Below are 12,672 nucleotides of genomic sequence, written 5' to 3'. Positions count from 1 at the left end.
CCGCTGCCCCCGAGTTGTGCGGGGGGACTCGGGGCCGGTGCTACGGCCGTACGGCGACGGCGTCCACCTCGAAGAGCATGTCGGGGAGCGCGAGGGCGGCGACGCCGAGAAGGGTTTGCGTCGGGGGAGTGTCGCCCCAGATGCGGGAGATGACGTCCAGCAGGGCGGTCAGCTTGGACTGGTCGTGGGCGACGATGTACGTCCGCAACTGCACGACATGGCTGAAGTCGAGCCCTTCCGAGGCCAGCGCGCGGCCGATGTTGTCGAAGGACTGGGCGACCTGCCCGGCGAAGTCGTCCGTGACGACATGTCCGGACTCGTTGGACGCGTACTGCCCCGCCACGAAGACCAGGTCCGCGGCGGGCGCACTCGCGACGTGGCTGTACCCGAAACCGACCGGGTTGTGGAGTGTGCTCGGGTTGCTGATGGTGTGCGTCATGACGGTCTCCTTGATCGCTGTTTATTCTGGATATTAGACATCCAGATTAGAGAAGCGCAAGGAGGACGGGCGCACATGCGAAAGCCCCCGCGCGGGGCGGGGGCTGGGGGCGTGCGGTGGTTTGGTGGACTCAGCTGCAACTGCTTCCGCAGCTGCTGCCGCTGCCGCAGGAGCTTGCGGCTCCGCAGCTGGCGCTGCTGCCGCACCCGGTGTCGGCGGTGGCGGTACTTGAACTCGCAGCCCTGCGCGACCTGTTGGGGGAGTATGCCGGCGCCTTCTGCCGGTACAGCGCCGCGGCCTTGCGCTCCTCCTCGTGCCCGAGGCCCGCGAACCGTGTGCCGACCAGGTCCTCGCAGCGCTGGTACAGCCGGAACTCGGCCACGCCGTTCCGCCTGCGCGGGAACAGCCGCGCGGCGGAGACCGGCAGGTAGACGATGGCGATTGCGGGTGCGATGAACCAGTAGTACTCCGCGAAGCTCCGATACTCGGCAGACGTGGCGGTCGCGTGCAGGACGGCGCTCAGCGACGCCAGCACCGGGATCAGGTACGCCGCGGCAATCGCCCGCCGCCGCAACCCGTCCCGGCGCAGTTCGCCCAGTCCGGCGACCGTCTTGCGCAGATCCGGGTCGGTCTCGCAGAGGCGGCGGCAGGTGCTGTCGTCCTTGATCTCGTGCAGCTTGCTGCCGTGCGGGTGGCCGCGCAGGAAATCGAGCACCGCGACCTGGGCCGGGTCGTCGAGCGCGGGGCGCGGCCGCGTCAGGGTGGCGATCGTGGGGCGGATGCGCCCGTCGCGCGCGACGTGTACGTGGCCGCCTTCGAGGAGCAGCCACACGGCGATCTCGGTGCCGCTGTCCCCGGTGAACCGCGCGGCTTCGTACACCGAGATGTCCTGGGCCAGGGCCTGGGAGACGATCGCGGCATCGCGTGCGTCCCGAGCGCGCTGCCTGCGCAGCAGGTGGGTGGTGACGGCGGCGGTGGCCGCCGACCACAGCGCTGTTCCGATGGCGATCTGCTCGATCCACCAAGGCATGGTGGCCCTCCCTTGCGGTCGTCCTTGCCGCGCGTCGTGTCGTTGAGCCAAGGATCCCAAGGGAGTTCGCACCGGTCAGAGGGAGGTCCCTCGACTCAGACGGACGGCCAGCACGGCGAACCAGACGAGCAGCAGCGGCAACGAGAGCATCGCGGCGGCACCGAGCGAGGGGACGAGCAGGAGGTAGCCGACGCCGGAGAGCGTGATGGCCGCGGCGGTGGCGTACGCGACCCCGCGCTGCCACGAACGCGCGAGCAGCGGCACCGTCAGGACCGCGACGGCGGCGAACGCGAACATCTTCACCCCGTCGACGCGCAGCGCGAGGTTGAAGAGACCGCCCGCCCGGTCGGGATCGCTCGCCGCGATCGCCCCCTGCTCCAGGACGAGTTGGCCGAACGCGAGGACGGACGCCACGGCGGCCGTCCACCCCGCGAGGCGCCGCCCGCGGTTGAGGAGGGCCATCGCGACGACGGCGATGGCCGCCGCGGCGATGCCGTGGGTGAGGACAGATTGGACGACCGCCGCCGAGCCGTTGTCCGCGTACGCGGTGGCGATCGCGCCGTTGTCGTCGCCCAGCTCCGGGACCTTCCCCATACCGACGCCGAGGGCCGCGATCCAGGCGGCGGCGTGGACGTACCCGGCGGCGGCGGTCGGCAGGATCAGGCGCGAACGACGGGTGATGGCGGTGGTGTTGACGGTCATGGCGGCCCCCTTGTGGGTGTTGGTGCATTATGGCTAACGGCGTTAGCTCGATGTCTTAAGCATGAGGCTAACGCCGTTAGCGGTCAAGGGGTGAGCGGAAAATCGACCCAGGCCGTTTTGCCGCGGAGATCCGTGGTCCAGCCGGAGTCGGCACCGAGCGCGGCGATGAGGAGGAGTCCGCGTCCGCCCTCGTCGTCGGGGTCGGGGGAGGGCAGGCGGTCGGGCGCCGGGTTGGCCGGCTCGTCGTCGGTCACCTCGATGCGGAGGCGGTCGGGGTGGAGGGCGAGGGTGACGTTGATGAGGACGGCGTACGCGTGGAGCACCGCATTGGTGACGAGTTCGCTGACGCAGAGGCAGGCGTCGTCGCGGAGGTGGGGGAGCGCCCAGGCGTCGAGGGTGCGGGCGGTGAACCGGCGTGCCGCCGAAACGGATTCGGCCACCGGAAGGAAGTGCGCCCGGTCGAGCGAGGGTGGCGTGGGCTGGCGCTCTGGCACGAGAGGTCCTCCGGTGCGATCACTGAATGTGTCCGAATCGCTACCTAGGTTGGGGTGGCGGACCTAGGCTCTGGGAGGGGGCTGCCCTTGACACCTGGTTAGTGGGGAGGGGTGGTCGGACGTGCCACCAAAGGAATTGGACGGGTCGGCTTCGGTGCTGGCCTTTTTTGGCGCGGAAATCCGCTACTGGCGCGGCCAGAGGAACATGTCGCAGGAGAAGCTCGGCGACAAGTTGTTCTGCTCGCCATCTCTGGTGGCCTACATCGAGCAGGCCATGCGCACGCCTAGCGGTGAGTTCGCCGAGCGGGCCGACGATGTGCTGGGCACCGGCGGCGAGTTCGGCCGCATGATGCCGCTGCTTCAGCGCAGTGGCTTTGCGGAGTACTTCGAGCAGTACGCGCGGCTGGAGCTGTTGGCGACCGAGATCCGCTGCTACGACGCCACCACGGTCCCGGGGCTGTTGCAGACCGAGGAGTACATGAGGTGCATCATCCGCGCGGGCCGGCCGGACGAGGAGGAGGATCTGAGCGAGGAGTTCATCGTCGGTCGGATGGGTCGCCAGGTCATCCTGGATCGGCCGCAGCGACCGAGGATGTCATTCGTGCTCGACGAGAGCGCGCTGCGCCGCACATTTGCGCCTCGCTCGGTCATGAAGTCGCAGATGGCCAGGCTGATCGACCTCGGGGGCCGACCGAGGATCTGCCTGCAAGTGCTGCCTCTGGACTGCGGTCCCTGCGTGGCGGTCGACGGGAGCGGAGGGATCCTGACCTTCGAGGAGGGGCCTGACTTCGCCTATGTCGAGGGTCTGGCGGGCGGCCACGCGTTCATCGATCCTGTAGCGGTGGCAAAGTGTTCACGCAGGTTCGAACACCTGAAGGCAGCGGCTCTCTCGCCGCGCCAGTCCACCGAACTGATTCGAGAGCTGATGGAGGCGCTGTGACCACGAGGAACTGGCGCAAGTCGAGCTACAGCAACGGCGAGGGCGGCATGTGCGTCGAGGTCGCCACGTGGCGCAAGTCCCGCCACAGCGACACTGAAGGCGGCTCCTGTGTCGAAGTTGCACCTCTTGAAGGTTCCCTCACCGGGGTGCGCGACAGCAAGATCCCCAACTCCCCCCACCTCGAATTCCCCGCCTCCCGTTGGACCCTCTTCCTCTCCTCCGCGAGTCGCTGATGGCGACCTCCCTCTTCCGCGAAGACCTCCTCGCCGACCGGGTCGCCCTCGTCACCGGCGGGGCGACCGGGCTGGGCCTTGAAATCGCCCGCACCCTCGGCCACCACGGGGCCAAAGTCGCCATCTGCTCCCGCAAGGAGGACAACCTCCGGCCCGCCGTCAAGGAACTCGTCTCCCAGGGCATCGACGCCCGCTACGGCGTCTGCGACGTCCGCGACCTCGCTCAGGTCCAGCGCGTCGTCTCCGAGACCCTCGATGCGTACGGCCGCCTCGACATCGTCGTCAACAACGCGGCCGGCAACTTCCCCGCCCCGCTCACCGGCCTCAGCCCCAACGGTTTCAAAGCCGTCGTCGACATCGACCTCCTCGGCACCTTCAACGTCTCGCGAGCCACCTACGACGCGTACCTCGCCGAGCACGGCGGCACCATCGTCAACATATCCGCGACGATCCAATACACCGGCATGGCGATGCAGGCCCACGTCGCCTCCGCCAAAGCCGGTGTCGACGCCCTCACCCGTACCTGCGCCATCGAATGGGGCAAGGACGGCGTCCGCGTCAACGTGGTCGCACCCGGCAGCATGACCGGCACGGAGGGCTACAGCCGCGTCACCGCCGTCACCGGCACCCGTACCCGCAGCCCCCTCGGCCGCCCCGGCACCCGCCACGAAGTCGCGGACGCCGTCCTCTTCCTCGCCTCCGACGCCGCCTCCTACATCACCGGCGCCACCCTCGCCGTCGACGGCGGCGCCCACCTCGCCCACTGACCGTCCCGCAGGACACGCTTGCGTGAAGTTCGGGCGGAAGCTGTCCACATCGCGTACTCGCTCGCCTACGATGCGGCGGCATACGCTTGCCGGTAGAACAACGTTGCCCGCGCAACGTTGGCCATGGACGGTGGATCATGCCTGGCCCCGTACGACAGTTCTCCGTACGCCAACTCTCCGTACGTCAGCTCTCCGCACGAAAACTCTCCGCAGGCCTCCTGCCCCGATGGCGGTTGCCCGCCGTCGACCACCACACACTCGCGTGGCGCGCCATGGTCTTCCTCGGCGTCTGCGTGCTGTGCTGGCCGGTGCAGGCGTACGGCCTCAACAGCAGTTTCCTGGAAGGCGGAATGGCCCGCGGCATCCTCGTCGCCGCTCCGCTCCTCTTCCAACTCGCGCTGCTCCGCTACTACGTGCTGCGCCATCTGCACCCGCGGCCCTGGCGCGTCCTCGTGCCGGGAGCGCTCGGCGGTGTCCTGCTGCTCGCGTCCGCGCTCCAGGCGTACGACCTCTACATGTATGTCTTCGGCAAGGACGGCAGCGTCACCGTCGTCGAGGAGCGCACGCACGAAGTCACCCGCGGCGCCGACCCCAAGACCGCGTGCCTGGTCCAACTCCCGGACGGGAGCCGCGAGGAGCTGCGCGGCTCGGACCCCTGCCCCGGGCGTCCCGGCGAACGCTTCCTCGCGGTCCACGACCCCGCGAACCGCGTCGCCCCGAGCCTCGGCACCGTCGCGACCCTCGACCCCGGTGCCGCGATGGGCCTCGGCGCGGGCGGCATGATGGTGATGGCCGTGACCGTGGCCGTCGTGGTACGACGCACCGAGGACGATGAACCCGGCGAGTGACCTTCCGATTCCGCAGGCCCGCCGCGTGTTGAGGATATGTCCGATCCCTTTCCGATAGCGGAAAGAGACCCGTCGTAGGATCCGCTCCAAGCTACTAGGAGTGCAGTCATGACGGGAGCCGAGGGGCCACGGGGACCTGAAGGGGAAAACCAGGCCGGCCGAGTCGCGAGTTTCGCCGCCTTGGGGGTGAGTAGCGTCAGGACCACCGCCCGGCAGGTGGCCAGGCAGACCGAGGCCTTTGTCCGGGACATGGGCGATGCTGCCCTGCAGATCGGTGAGTCCGTCCTCGAAGCCCAACAACGCGTTACGGACCTGGCGACCGCACGGTGGGAGCAGCGGCAGGATGCCGAGCGCACGCAAGCCGAGACCGAGGAGGCGCACTACAGGGCGGTCGGCTACCAGGAGGTCAAGAGTCAGGACGATCAAGACGTCGTGCTCAAGGCCGCCCAAGATGTGGGTCTGCGAATGCATTTCATCATGGACAGCACCGCGGCCGTTGTGAACAACGAGGGGGCGATTGAAGATATGCCTCGGGCCGACCTGACCGGGACCGACAAAGGGTCGGGGGCTGCTGCGGGCATGTCGGCGGACGTGAATCCCGATGTCAATTCGGGCAGACCCGATTTGAAGGGCACGCGGCCGGCCTCCCCGTACGCCAGCCTCGAAGGCAAGCGCGCCGAGGCCGCATCAACCGCCTTCCAGTCCGTCGCGGACCCTGTAATCGTCGCGGAAGCCGCCTTCGAGCGTGCGGCCTTTGCCGCCGAGGAAGCCCTGACACGCGCCTCCGCTCGGGCCGAGAACGCCGTTGAGCGCGCCGACCAGCTCTCTCGGGAAGCCCTTGAACACATCGCCGCCGTCACCCCCTTGGACGACCCCGCCCAGGCCGCGGCACGGGTGCGAACGGCTGAGCACAACACCGAGAGCGGCGCACGCGGCACGCCGACCTGGTACAGGCCGGAGCCGACGACGTTCCGCCCGATTCGCACCGTCGAGGTCGCGAACGCGTCGTCCGAACACAAAAAAGAGGCCGCAAAGTCGTCGCGCGGCGAACCCGTCGTCAATTCCGCGCCGTCGGCCGCGACAGCCTCCAGGGTGAACGCCACCGAGAAAGGCTTTGCGAAGACCTCTCTCGCCGCGCGGCGAGGATGGGATGCCCCCGCACCCGACACGCGTCGCGTCGATGCCGATCCGTCGAATCCGTGGATCAAGGCGTCATCCACCGTGACGACCGGGGTCGGGCAACAGCCTTCGGCATCCGTGTCGTTGAGTCCTTCAGGTGCGCCAGGGCCGCGCAGTGTGGTGTCGCAGCCTCAGGCGCCGCCCCAGGCGGCTCCCACGCGCGGCACCGAGGTCTCCTTGTCCAAAGGGCTCGGTGACGACTGACGACAGGCGGCGGCAGTGGGGCCGGTCCGAGTGGTGCTTTCGGCGCGGAGCGTTCGTCCCCTACGCCACGGTACGTTCACCCTGACGCCCCCGAGCCAGTTTGACGGGCGCCCCTACCGTTTCGGCGGCCGACCGCGAAGATGGCCGCGGACGGACGTTCGTGGTCGATGACGATCTCGTCCATCGGCGCGGCGGACGACAAGGACGGTCCGGCCACAACCTGTTGTCGCCGCACGCCCGGGTGATCTCGCACAGGGCCGTGCCGTCGGCCAGTTCGGCGGTTCCCCGCAGTTCCAGTGATTCGTCCTCGCCCGCAGGCGGGCACTCGCCGGGGCCCGGCCGAGGGCTCGTGAGTTCGACCGAATTGGAGGACCACTCGTCCGGCATGGCGGTGATGGCCGTGACCGTGGCTGTCGTCGTACGCCGCACCGAGGACGAACACGAGGAGCCCGTCAGCCCGCAGCGCGCCGAGCGCTGACGACTCCGCCGAAGCACCCGACGGCGTTGCCTGCTTTGCTGACGGAACCGGTTGGATCCACGTCTCCGACTCCGAGACCAGCAGCTCGTCCGGCGACGGGGCGTCGATGTTCCGCTTCGACTCCGGCGGCACCGCGGTCGGGGCGTCCCGCATCCTCGTCGGCACGAAGACTCGGGGCGGGGCCGGGCGCGTTGCGCACGGTCCTGCCCCGAGATCGGCCGGGCCGTGCACCCGGCGTCCGCTATTGGGGCTGCCCCGAGAAGTCCGGCACCGGCACCGGGCCTGAACCGGACGCCAGAGACTCCGCGCCCGCGACGCCGACCAGCGAGGCGGCGACGGCCGGGCGCACCGGGACCAACGGCGGGGCGCCGTCCTCGACGGTGGCGCGGAATCCCTGGAGGAGGCGTACGGTCCCCTCGGCGCGGCGCTCGATCTCCACGCCGTCCACCCGCAGCCGCGGCGGCACCAGTTCGGCGTCGTGCGTCGCGGCGTCGGGGGACGCCCAGGCCTCCCGGCGCACGCGCACCGACCAGGCGCGGTCGCCGCGGGCGCGGACCGACTCGGCGAGGGCGAGGGTGCCGCGTACCGACATCCAGCTCCAGTGGCTGTCCGGCTCGCCTTGCAGGAACCCGTGGCGGGTGATCGCGAGGGCGCCGGTGGACAGGCGTACGACCATCACCACGGCCGCGCGCGGGTCCTCGTCGTCCGCGCGGAACGCGGTCACCTCGACCGGCCACGCGTCGGTGAGCGCGAGCACCGGCGACAGCGTGTGGGTGCAATACGCCGTCGGCGCGATCCGTCCGCGCCAGTGCGCGGGGTCGCCGATCAGCGCGGCGACGTCGTCCGGGGACATCGCGTGCAGGTAGTCGGCCTCGATGAGGCTGACGCGGCCGAGGTGGCCCGAGCGCACGGTGTCGTGCAGCAGGCGGATGTGCGGGTGCAGCACGTAGTTCTCGGCGAACGAATAGGTGGCAGAGGTGCGTTCGGCCGCCGCGACGAGGGCCTTGGCCTCCTCGGTGCTGGTGCACGCGGCCGACTCGGACAGCACGTGCACGCCGCGGTCGAGGAATTCGACGGCGAGCGGGGCGTGCGCGTCGAAGTCGTTGGCCAGCACGACGCCGTCCAGGTCCTGGTCCAGCAGGTCGCGCCAGTCGGTGGTCAGGGCGGCGGAGGGAAGCCCTTGGGCCGCCGCCGCGAGGGCCTGCGCGTCGCGGTCACATGCCGTGGCCACGTCCATCCCGAGCCTTCGGCACCACTCGCCCAGGTGGAGCCCCATCCGCAAACCGACGATCCCGATGCGCATCGCCAAAGGCTGCCGCACGCCACGCCCCTGGACCAAACCCCTTCGCAATCCGGATGCGCACGCCGCACCGCGCAGCCGCCGGACCCTACGGCCGCATCGGCAACCCGCTGCTCGCCCGGACCCCGGCCCGGGGGGCGCTCCCGCAGCTCTACGCGGCCACCGAACCGGACGTGGCCAACGGCGACTTCATCGGGCCGAGCTGCCCGGCCGAACTCCGCGGCGTACCCGGGCGCGTACCCCCCCCGCCGCCCGCGCCGCCGCCCCCGAGACCGGCCATCACCTGTGGAGCTGTCCGAACAGGCAACCGGCACATGCTTCGTCCTCCCTGTCCCCGCCACGCCCTGACGCCGCGCGGCGACGGGATATCGCCCGTTCGTGGCTCCTGCGACGATCACGCCATGACCCCTGTGCTGCTCGGTGTGATCGTCCTGGTCGCGACCTCGCTGCAACGGGTCACCGGCATCGGGTTCGGCCTCGTCGCCGGACCCGGACTGGTGCTGCTCCTCGGGCCCGCACACGGAGTTCTGCTGGCCAACCTGGCGTCGGCGGCCATCAGCGCCGTCGGGCTGGCCACGACGTGGCGGCGTGTCCGCCTGTCCGCGATGCTGCCGCTCGTCGCCGCGGCGATGCTGACGGTCCCCGTGGGGGCCCTGATGGTCGACCGCCTCCAGGAGCGCGCCCTGCTGATCGGCATCGGAACGGTCGTCGTCGCGGCCGTGTCGCTGATCCTCGCCGGAGTGCGCGTACGGGCGTTGCGCGGTCGCGGGGGTGCGCTGGCGGCAGGTGCGGCCAGCGGCGTCATGAACTCGGCCGCGGGGGTCGGCGGTCCGCCGCTGACGCTCTATGCCGTGAACGCCGGTTGGCACGGCCCCGAGTTCGTCGCCAACGCGCAGTTCTACGGCGTCCTCGTCAACGGGCTGTCCCTGGCCACCAAGGGCATGCCCGAACTCTCCGGCTCTGCCTGGACGTTCTGCGGAGTCGCCGTGACGCTGGGGATCGTCGCCGGCACTCTGCTCGGCAAGACCTCGGACACCGGTCTACGTCGCCTGGTGCTGGCCCTCGCACTGCTGGGCGGCGCGTCCATCCTGGTCAAGGGCCTTGTCGTCACCGCCGTCTGACCGCCGAGGAGTTCGGACGGGCGTGCCGGGGCGGTGGGCCGATCGGCCCCGGCCGCCCCGGCGTTCCCCTCCCTTTCCCCCAGGCCCTCGTCGCCGGCAGTGCGGTTCCTGGTCGGCTCAGACTTCCAACTCGGCCTCGATACTGCGGAGTTGGTGGCGCGCCATGGCGAGGTTGGCGCGGTTCTTGTCGAGTGCGAGGTACAGGAACAGGCCGACCTTGCCGCGTCCCTTGAGGAGGCGGATCAGGTGGTACTGGGTGCCGAGGGTGATCAGGATGTCCTCGATCTCGTCCTTCAGGCCCAGCATTTCCATCGTGCGGGCCTTGGCCCGGACGACGTCGGTGTTGCCGGCCGCGGCGACCGCCAGGTCGAGGTCCTTGCCGCCGCCCAGCGTGCCCAGCGCCATGCCGCTGTTGTAGTCGACGAGGGCGACGCCGATGGTGCCCTCGATCGTGGTCATCGCTTCCTTGAGCGCGGTCTCGGTGTTCGCGTGCGCAGCCATCGTGTTCGGCTTCCCTCTCCTGGACGGTGTCGATCGTGGTGTCGTCATCAGTGGTGGCTCCTGGTCTTGCCGGTACCGCCGGCTCGGGCGGGGCCGCCGCGGGGGAGTCATCCGCCCGGTTCCCGGGCGGCGAGCGCCTCGGCGACGAGTTCGGCGATGCGGGCCCCGGAGATCCGGGACTCCAGGTGCAGGCGGCCCACGTTGGTACGCGGCTCCGCCAGCACGGTGAGCACCGCGGACGGGCCCGCCGCGTACGTCGCGACGTAGCCTTCCTCGCCGCGCACCAGCAGTTCGCGGAACGCGCCGCGCCCCGTCGCGTCGGCCATCCGGACCGCCACCGCGAGCGACGCCGCGGTGAGCGCCGCGACTCCTTCCGCCTCGGGGCCCGCGGCGTCCTGGGCGATCACGAATCCGTCGGTGCTGGCCGCGACGGCCCCGGTCACCTGGGGCAGACGGGCGCGCAACCGCCGGATCTCATCGAGGACTTCGGCTTCCGCCGCCGGCACTTTCGTCTTCCTCCTCCCGGCGCGCTGCCACGGCGCGCGCCTCATGACGGTTCGGTGGGGGCCGGGGTCACAGGCGGGCCTCCAGCGCGTCGCGGAGCCTGCGCAGAAGCTCGACGTCCGGTTCCCGGGTGGCGGCCGCGTGTTCCAGCCACGAGGGCGGGACGTACGCCGCGGCCTGGCCGCTTTTCGCTGCTCCGGCCTCCGCGTCGGGCGCGGCCCCGGGCGCGGCCCCGGGCGCCGCGCCAGGCGACAGCCGCGCAATCGGCTCGGCACGCGGCGGCGGGTCGACGATTCCGGCGGCCGCCAGCCGGCGTACGTCGACCAGCACGTGGAACGCCGGTCGCCCCAGCAGCCGGGCGATCGCGCAGGGCGTCCGTTTCCCGTCGGCCAGGTCCAGCAGCGCCTGCTGACGCCGCGTCACATGCCGGACACGCCGATGCGGCGTGACCGGCGCGGTGTCCAGCCGGGCGTCCGGGCATACGGTGTCGAGCAGTTCGCGTCGGCGCCGTGACTCCCGCTCCACCGCCCGGGCGGGCACCGGCCGGATCGGGCCCAGCCAGTGCGACGCGCCCTGCCGGAAGCGGACCGGGCCGGCGTCCGGACCGAGCGCGAAGTACGCCGCGTCGAACAGCGCCCCGAGGTGGCAGATCTCCAACTCCCCTTCCGCGAGCCGCCCTTGGTCGACCAGGTAGCGGCCGACACGGTGGTGGCTCCCGGCGTGCTCCAGGGCGTCCCGCCAGGCGTCCTCGGACAGCCGCCCGGTCGCCGCGAGCAGCACGTCGAGCGTGGGCGCCTCGGGGCTCTCCGCGTGCACGACTTCGCCGTCCACCAGGTAGACCGCGCCGGAGCCGCCGAAGAGCACGCCGGTCGCATGCCGGTCCGCGAGATACGCGAGCGCGCTCTCGCGAGGCAGCGTCCCCACCCCGGGACCGCTCCCGGCCGCCGCCTCGGCAACGGCAACTGTCATGACAGCGCCAACCGTTCCGCGAGGTCCTGGAGCCGCAGCCGGGACAGCGCGAGGTTCGCGGTCGACCGGTCGAGCCACAGGTGCACGAACACGCTGCTGTCGAACTGCGTTTCCACGAACCGCAGCAGATGGAACCCGGTGCGCGTCGTCACGATGATGTCCTCGACCGGCGTCTCGGCCGCGATGTAGCGCGCCTCCGGCACCGAGAACGCCGCGTACTCGGCGGCCAGCCGCGCGAGTTCGGCCGTCTCCGCGGCCGTCGCCTCATGGTCCCCGTTCGGCGACTCTCCGACCGCACCCAGCGCGAGGCCGCTCACCCACTCCACCACCGAAGCTCCCAGCGCCCCGGGCAACTCCATGGCCTCGTGCAGGCATTCGTCGATCCCTGGCACGCCGGGCTCCCCTTCCTGCGTGACGTCAGTGGCCGCGACGCTACGCAGAGTCCCCGCGCGAACGAGTGAATTCCCCCAAACCTCAGCGGCCCCCCACCCCAGCCGAGCTACGATGCCCGGTTCACGGAAACCGCGGAGCGGGTCGGCAATCGGCCAATGCGGTTACGCGCAATGGCAATCGGATCCCACTATGTGCGTATGAGTGAGCCCGCACGGTCATATTCGGCGCGTTGGGAGTCACCGCGGACGGCTGACGCGCACCGGCTCGTCGGCCTGAAACGGACGGCCGGAGGCAGATCTGCCATGACCGACGCGAACGCGCGGGCCGGATCGCCTCCGCCGCCGTCGGCCACGCCCGAGGCGCTGCGGGCGGTGCTCGCACGCGTTGCCCCGGAGCGACTGAGCGCCTTCGACGTCGAGCATGTCGCGGCGCCCGCATCGGCAAGGTCGGCGATTTCGGCAATGCCGCTGATCCGATTCGCCGAGCAGTGGGCGCTCTAGTGCTGTGACCGGAAACGTTGACCGGGTTGCCGGGTGATCAGGCTGCGTTGAGGAGAGGGCGTCCGCCGTA

Annotated in this window: 17 protein-coding genes; 8 read left to right on the top strand and 9 right to left on the bottom strand. The window is 70.7% G+C overall.

The annotated features are described in order from the left end of the window. Window positions 1-40: 40 nt before the first annotated feature. From ACRX5S_RS18545 to ACRX5S_RS18530, 4 genes are all read right to left on the bottom strand, one after another. Window positions 41-439, bottom strand: a complete 399-nt coding sequence (locus ACRX5S_RS18545) for a RidA family protein (protein WP_436774083.1) — start codon at window positions 437-439, stop codon at window positions 41-43. A gap of 130 nt (window positions 440-569) precedes the next feature. Further along, on the bottom strand, window positions 570-1,469 hold the full coding sequence (locus tag ACRX5S_RS18540) for a hypothetical protein (protein WP_436774082.1): 900 nt from the start codon (window positions 1,467-1,469) through the stop codon (window positions 570-572). A 75-nt stretch (window positions 1,470-1,544) separates the two neighbouring features. Then, window positions 1,545-2,171 carry a hypothetical protein gene (locus ACRX5S_RS18535; protein WP_436774081.1) on the bottom strand — a complete coding sequence of 209 codons (627 nt, stop codon included), beginning with the start codon at window positions 2,169-2,171 and terminating at the stop codon, window positions 1,545-1,547. A gap of 83 nt (window positions 2,172-2,254) precedes the next feature. After that, window positions 2,255-2,665, bottom strand: coding sequence for an ATP-binding protein (locus ACRX5S_RS18530; RefSeq protein WP_436774080.1), 411 nt, complete (start codon window positions 2,663-2,665; stop codon window positions 2,255-2,257). 121 nt (window positions 2,666-2,786) lie between these two features. On the opposite strand from ACRX5S_RS18530, the gene ACRX5S_RS18525 reads away from it, so the two are divergent. From ACRX5S_RS18525 to ACRX5S_RS18500, 6 genes are all read left to right on the top strand, one after another. Continuing rightward, window positions 2,787-3,605 (top strand): helix-turn-helix domain-containing protein, encoded by an 819-nt coding sequence (locus ACRX5S_RS18525; protein ID WP_436774079.1) that lies wholly within the window; start codon window positions 2,787-2,789, stop codon window positions 3,603-3,605. Next, entirely contained in the window at window positions 3,602-3,838 is a 237-nt protein-coding gene (locus ACRX5S_RS18520) for a DUF397 domain-containing protein (RefSeq protein WP_436774078.1), read from the top strand. Before ACRX5S_RS18525 ends, ACRX5S_RS18520 begins: the two co-directional genes overlap by 4 nt. After that, window positions 3,838-4,605 carry an SDR family oxidoreductase gene (locus ACRX5S_RS18515; RefSeq protein WP_436774077.1) on the top strand — a complete coding sequence of 256 codons (768 nt, stop codon included), beginning with the start codon at window positions 3,838-3,840 and terminating at the stop codon, window positions 4,603-4,605. The genes ACRX5S_RS18520 and ACRX5S_RS18515 overlap by 1 nt, the downstream gene beginning before the upstream one ends. 137 nt (window positions 4,606-4,742) lie before the next feature. Continuing rightward, window positions 4,743-5,453: a hypothetical protein gene (locus tag ACRX5S_RS18510; RefSeq protein WP_436774076.1), complete on the top strand. Its 711-nt coding sequence runs from the start codon at window positions 4,743-4,745 to the stop codon at window positions 5,451-5,453. Window positions 5,454-5,669: 216 nt separating this feature from the next. Further along, the gene (locus ACRX5S_RS18505) at window positions 5,670-6,836 is read left to right on the top strand and encodes a hypothetical protein (RefSeq protein WP_436774075.1); all 1,167 of its coding nucleotides are present in this window, start codon (window positions 5,670-5,672) and stop codon (window positions 6,834-6,836) included. 349 nt (window positions 6,837-7,185) lie between these two features. Beyond that, window positions 7,186-7,314 carry a hypothetical protein gene (locus ACRX5S_RS18500; RefSeq protein WP_436774074.1) on the top strand — a complete coding sequence of 43 codons (129 nt, stop codon included), beginning with the start codon at window positions 7,186-7,188 and terminating at the stop codon, window positions 7,312-7,314. Window positions 7,315-7,555: 241 nt separating this feature from the next. On the opposite strand, the gene ACRX5S_RS18495 is transcribed toward ACRX5S_RS18500, so the two are convergent. After that, the gene (locus ACRX5S_RS18495; RefSeq protein WP_436774073.1) at window positions 7,556-8,617 is read right to left on the bottom strand and encodes a Gfo/Idh/MocA family protein; all 1,062 of its coding nucleotides are present in this window, start codon (window positions 8,615-8,617) and stop codon (window positions 7,556-7,558) included. Between the two features lie 398 nt (window positions 8,618-9,015). Here ACRX5S_RS18495 and ACRX5S_RS18490 point away from each other — a divergent pair, with 398 nt between their 5' ends. Then, on the top strand, window positions 9,016-9,735 hold the full coding sequence (locus tag ACRX5S_RS18490) for a TSUP family transporter (RefSeq protein WP_436774072.1): 720 nt from the start codon (window positions 9,016-9,018) through the stop codon (window positions 9,733-9,735). Between the two features lie 117 nt (window positions 9,736-9,852). Here ACRX5S_RS18490 and ACRX5S_RS18485 read toward each other — a convergent pair whose 3' ends face one another. The 4 genes from ACRX5S_RS18485 to ACRX5S_RS18470 form a co-directional block, all read right to left on the bottom strand. After that, the gene (locus ACRX5S_RS18485; RefSeq protein ID WP_436774071.1) at window positions 9,853-10,236 is read right to left on the bottom strand and encodes a hypothetical protein; all 384 of its coding nucleotides are present in this window, start codon (window positions 10,234-10,236) and stop codon (window positions 9,853-9,855) included. A gap of 107 nt (window positions 10,237-10,343) precedes the next feature. Then, window positions 10,344-10,787 (bottom strand): roadblock/LC7 domain-containing protein, encoded by a 444-nt coding sequence (locus ACRX5S_RS18480; RefSeq protein ID WP_436774070.1) that lies wholly within the window; start codon window positions 10,785-10,787, stop codon window positions 10,344-10,346. A gap of 22 nt (window positions 10,788-10,809) precedes the next feature. Continuing rightward, window positions 10,810-11,709 carry a transcriptional regulator gene (locus ACRX5S_RS18475; RefSeq protein WP_436774069.1) on the bottom strand — a complete coding sequence of 300 codons (900 nt, stop codon included), beginning with the start codon at window positions 11,707-11,709 and terminating at the stop codon, window positions 10,810-10,812. Next, the gene (locus ACRX5S_RS18470) at window positions 11,706-12,101 is read right to left on the bottom strand and encodes a hypothetical protein (RefSeq protein WP_436774068.1); all 396 of its coding nucleotides are present in this window, start codon (window positions 12,099-12,101) and stop codon (window positions 11,706-11,708) included. The genes ACRX5S_RS18475 and ACRX5S_RS18470 overlap by 4 nt, the downstream gene beginning before the upstream one ends. A gap of 303 nt (window positions 12,102-12,404) precedes the next feature. On the opposite strand from ACRX5S_RS18470, the gene ACRX5S_RS18465 reads away from it, so the two are divergent. Further along, a complete protein-coding gene (locus tag ACRX5S_RS18465; protein WP_436774067.1) occupies window positions 12,405-12,602 on the top strand; it encodes a hypothetical protein in 198 nt (65 codons plus the stop codon). Window positions 12,603-12,672: the final 70 nt, after the last annotated feature.

This window comes from Yinghuangia sp. YIM S09857 (assembly GCF_051388915.1).
Classification (GTDB): Bacteria; Actinomycetota; Actinomycetes; order Streptomycetales; family Streptomycetaceae; genus Yinghuangia.
The sequence above is the reverse complement of the archived record's forward strand: the minus strand, read 5'-3'. Positions and strand labels throughout refer to the sequence as shown.

Bases quoted from the DNA above. Each gene is read 5' to 3' on its own strand.
- ACRX5S_RS18545 (WP_436774083.1), bottom strand. From the start codon at position 439: ATGACGCACACCATCAGCAACCCGAGCACACTCCACAACCCGGTCGGT.
- ACRX5S_RS18540 (WP_436774082.1), bottom strand. From the start codon at position 1,469: ATGCCTTGGTGGATCGAGCAGATCGCCATCGGAACAGCGCTGTGGTCG.
- ACRX5S_RS18535 (WP_436774081.1), bottom strand. From the start codon at position 2,171: ATGACCGTCAACACCACCGCCATCACCCGTCGTTCGCGCCTGATCCTG.
- ACRX5S_RS18515 (WP_436774077.1), top strand. From the start codon at position 3,838: ATGGCGACCTCCCTCTTCCGCGAAGACCTCCTCGCCGACCGGGTCGCC.
- ACRX5S_RS18510 (WP_436774076.1), top strand. From the start codon at position 4,743: ATGCCTGGCCCCGTACGACAGTTCTCCGTACGCCAACTCTCCGTACGT.
- ACRX5S_RS18495 (WP_436774073.1), bottom strand. From the start codon at position 8,617: ATGCGCATCGGGATCGTCGGTTTGCGGATGGGGCTCCACCTGGGCGAG.
- ACRX5S_RS18490 (WP_436774072.1), top strand. From the start codon at position 9,016: ATGACCCCTGTGCTGCTCGGTGTGATCGTCCTGGTCGCGACCTCGCTG.
- ACRX5S_RS18485 (WP_436774071.1), bottom strand. From the start codon at position 10,236: ATGGCTGCGCACGCGAACACCGAGACCGCGCTCAAGGAAGCGATGACC.
- ACRX5S_RS18480 (WP_436774070.1), bottom strand. From the start codon at position 10,787: ATGAGGCGCGCGCCGTGGCAGCGCGCCGGGAGGAGGAAGACGAAAGTG.
- ACRX5S_RS18475 (WP_436774069.1), bottom strand. From the start codon at position 11,709: ATGACAGTTGCCGTTGCCGAGGCGGCGGCCGGGAGCGGTCCCGGGGTG.
- ACRX5S_RS18465 (WP_436774067.1), top strand. From the start codon at position 12,405: ATGACCGACGCGAACGCGCGGGCCGGATCGCCTCCGCCGCCGTCGGCC.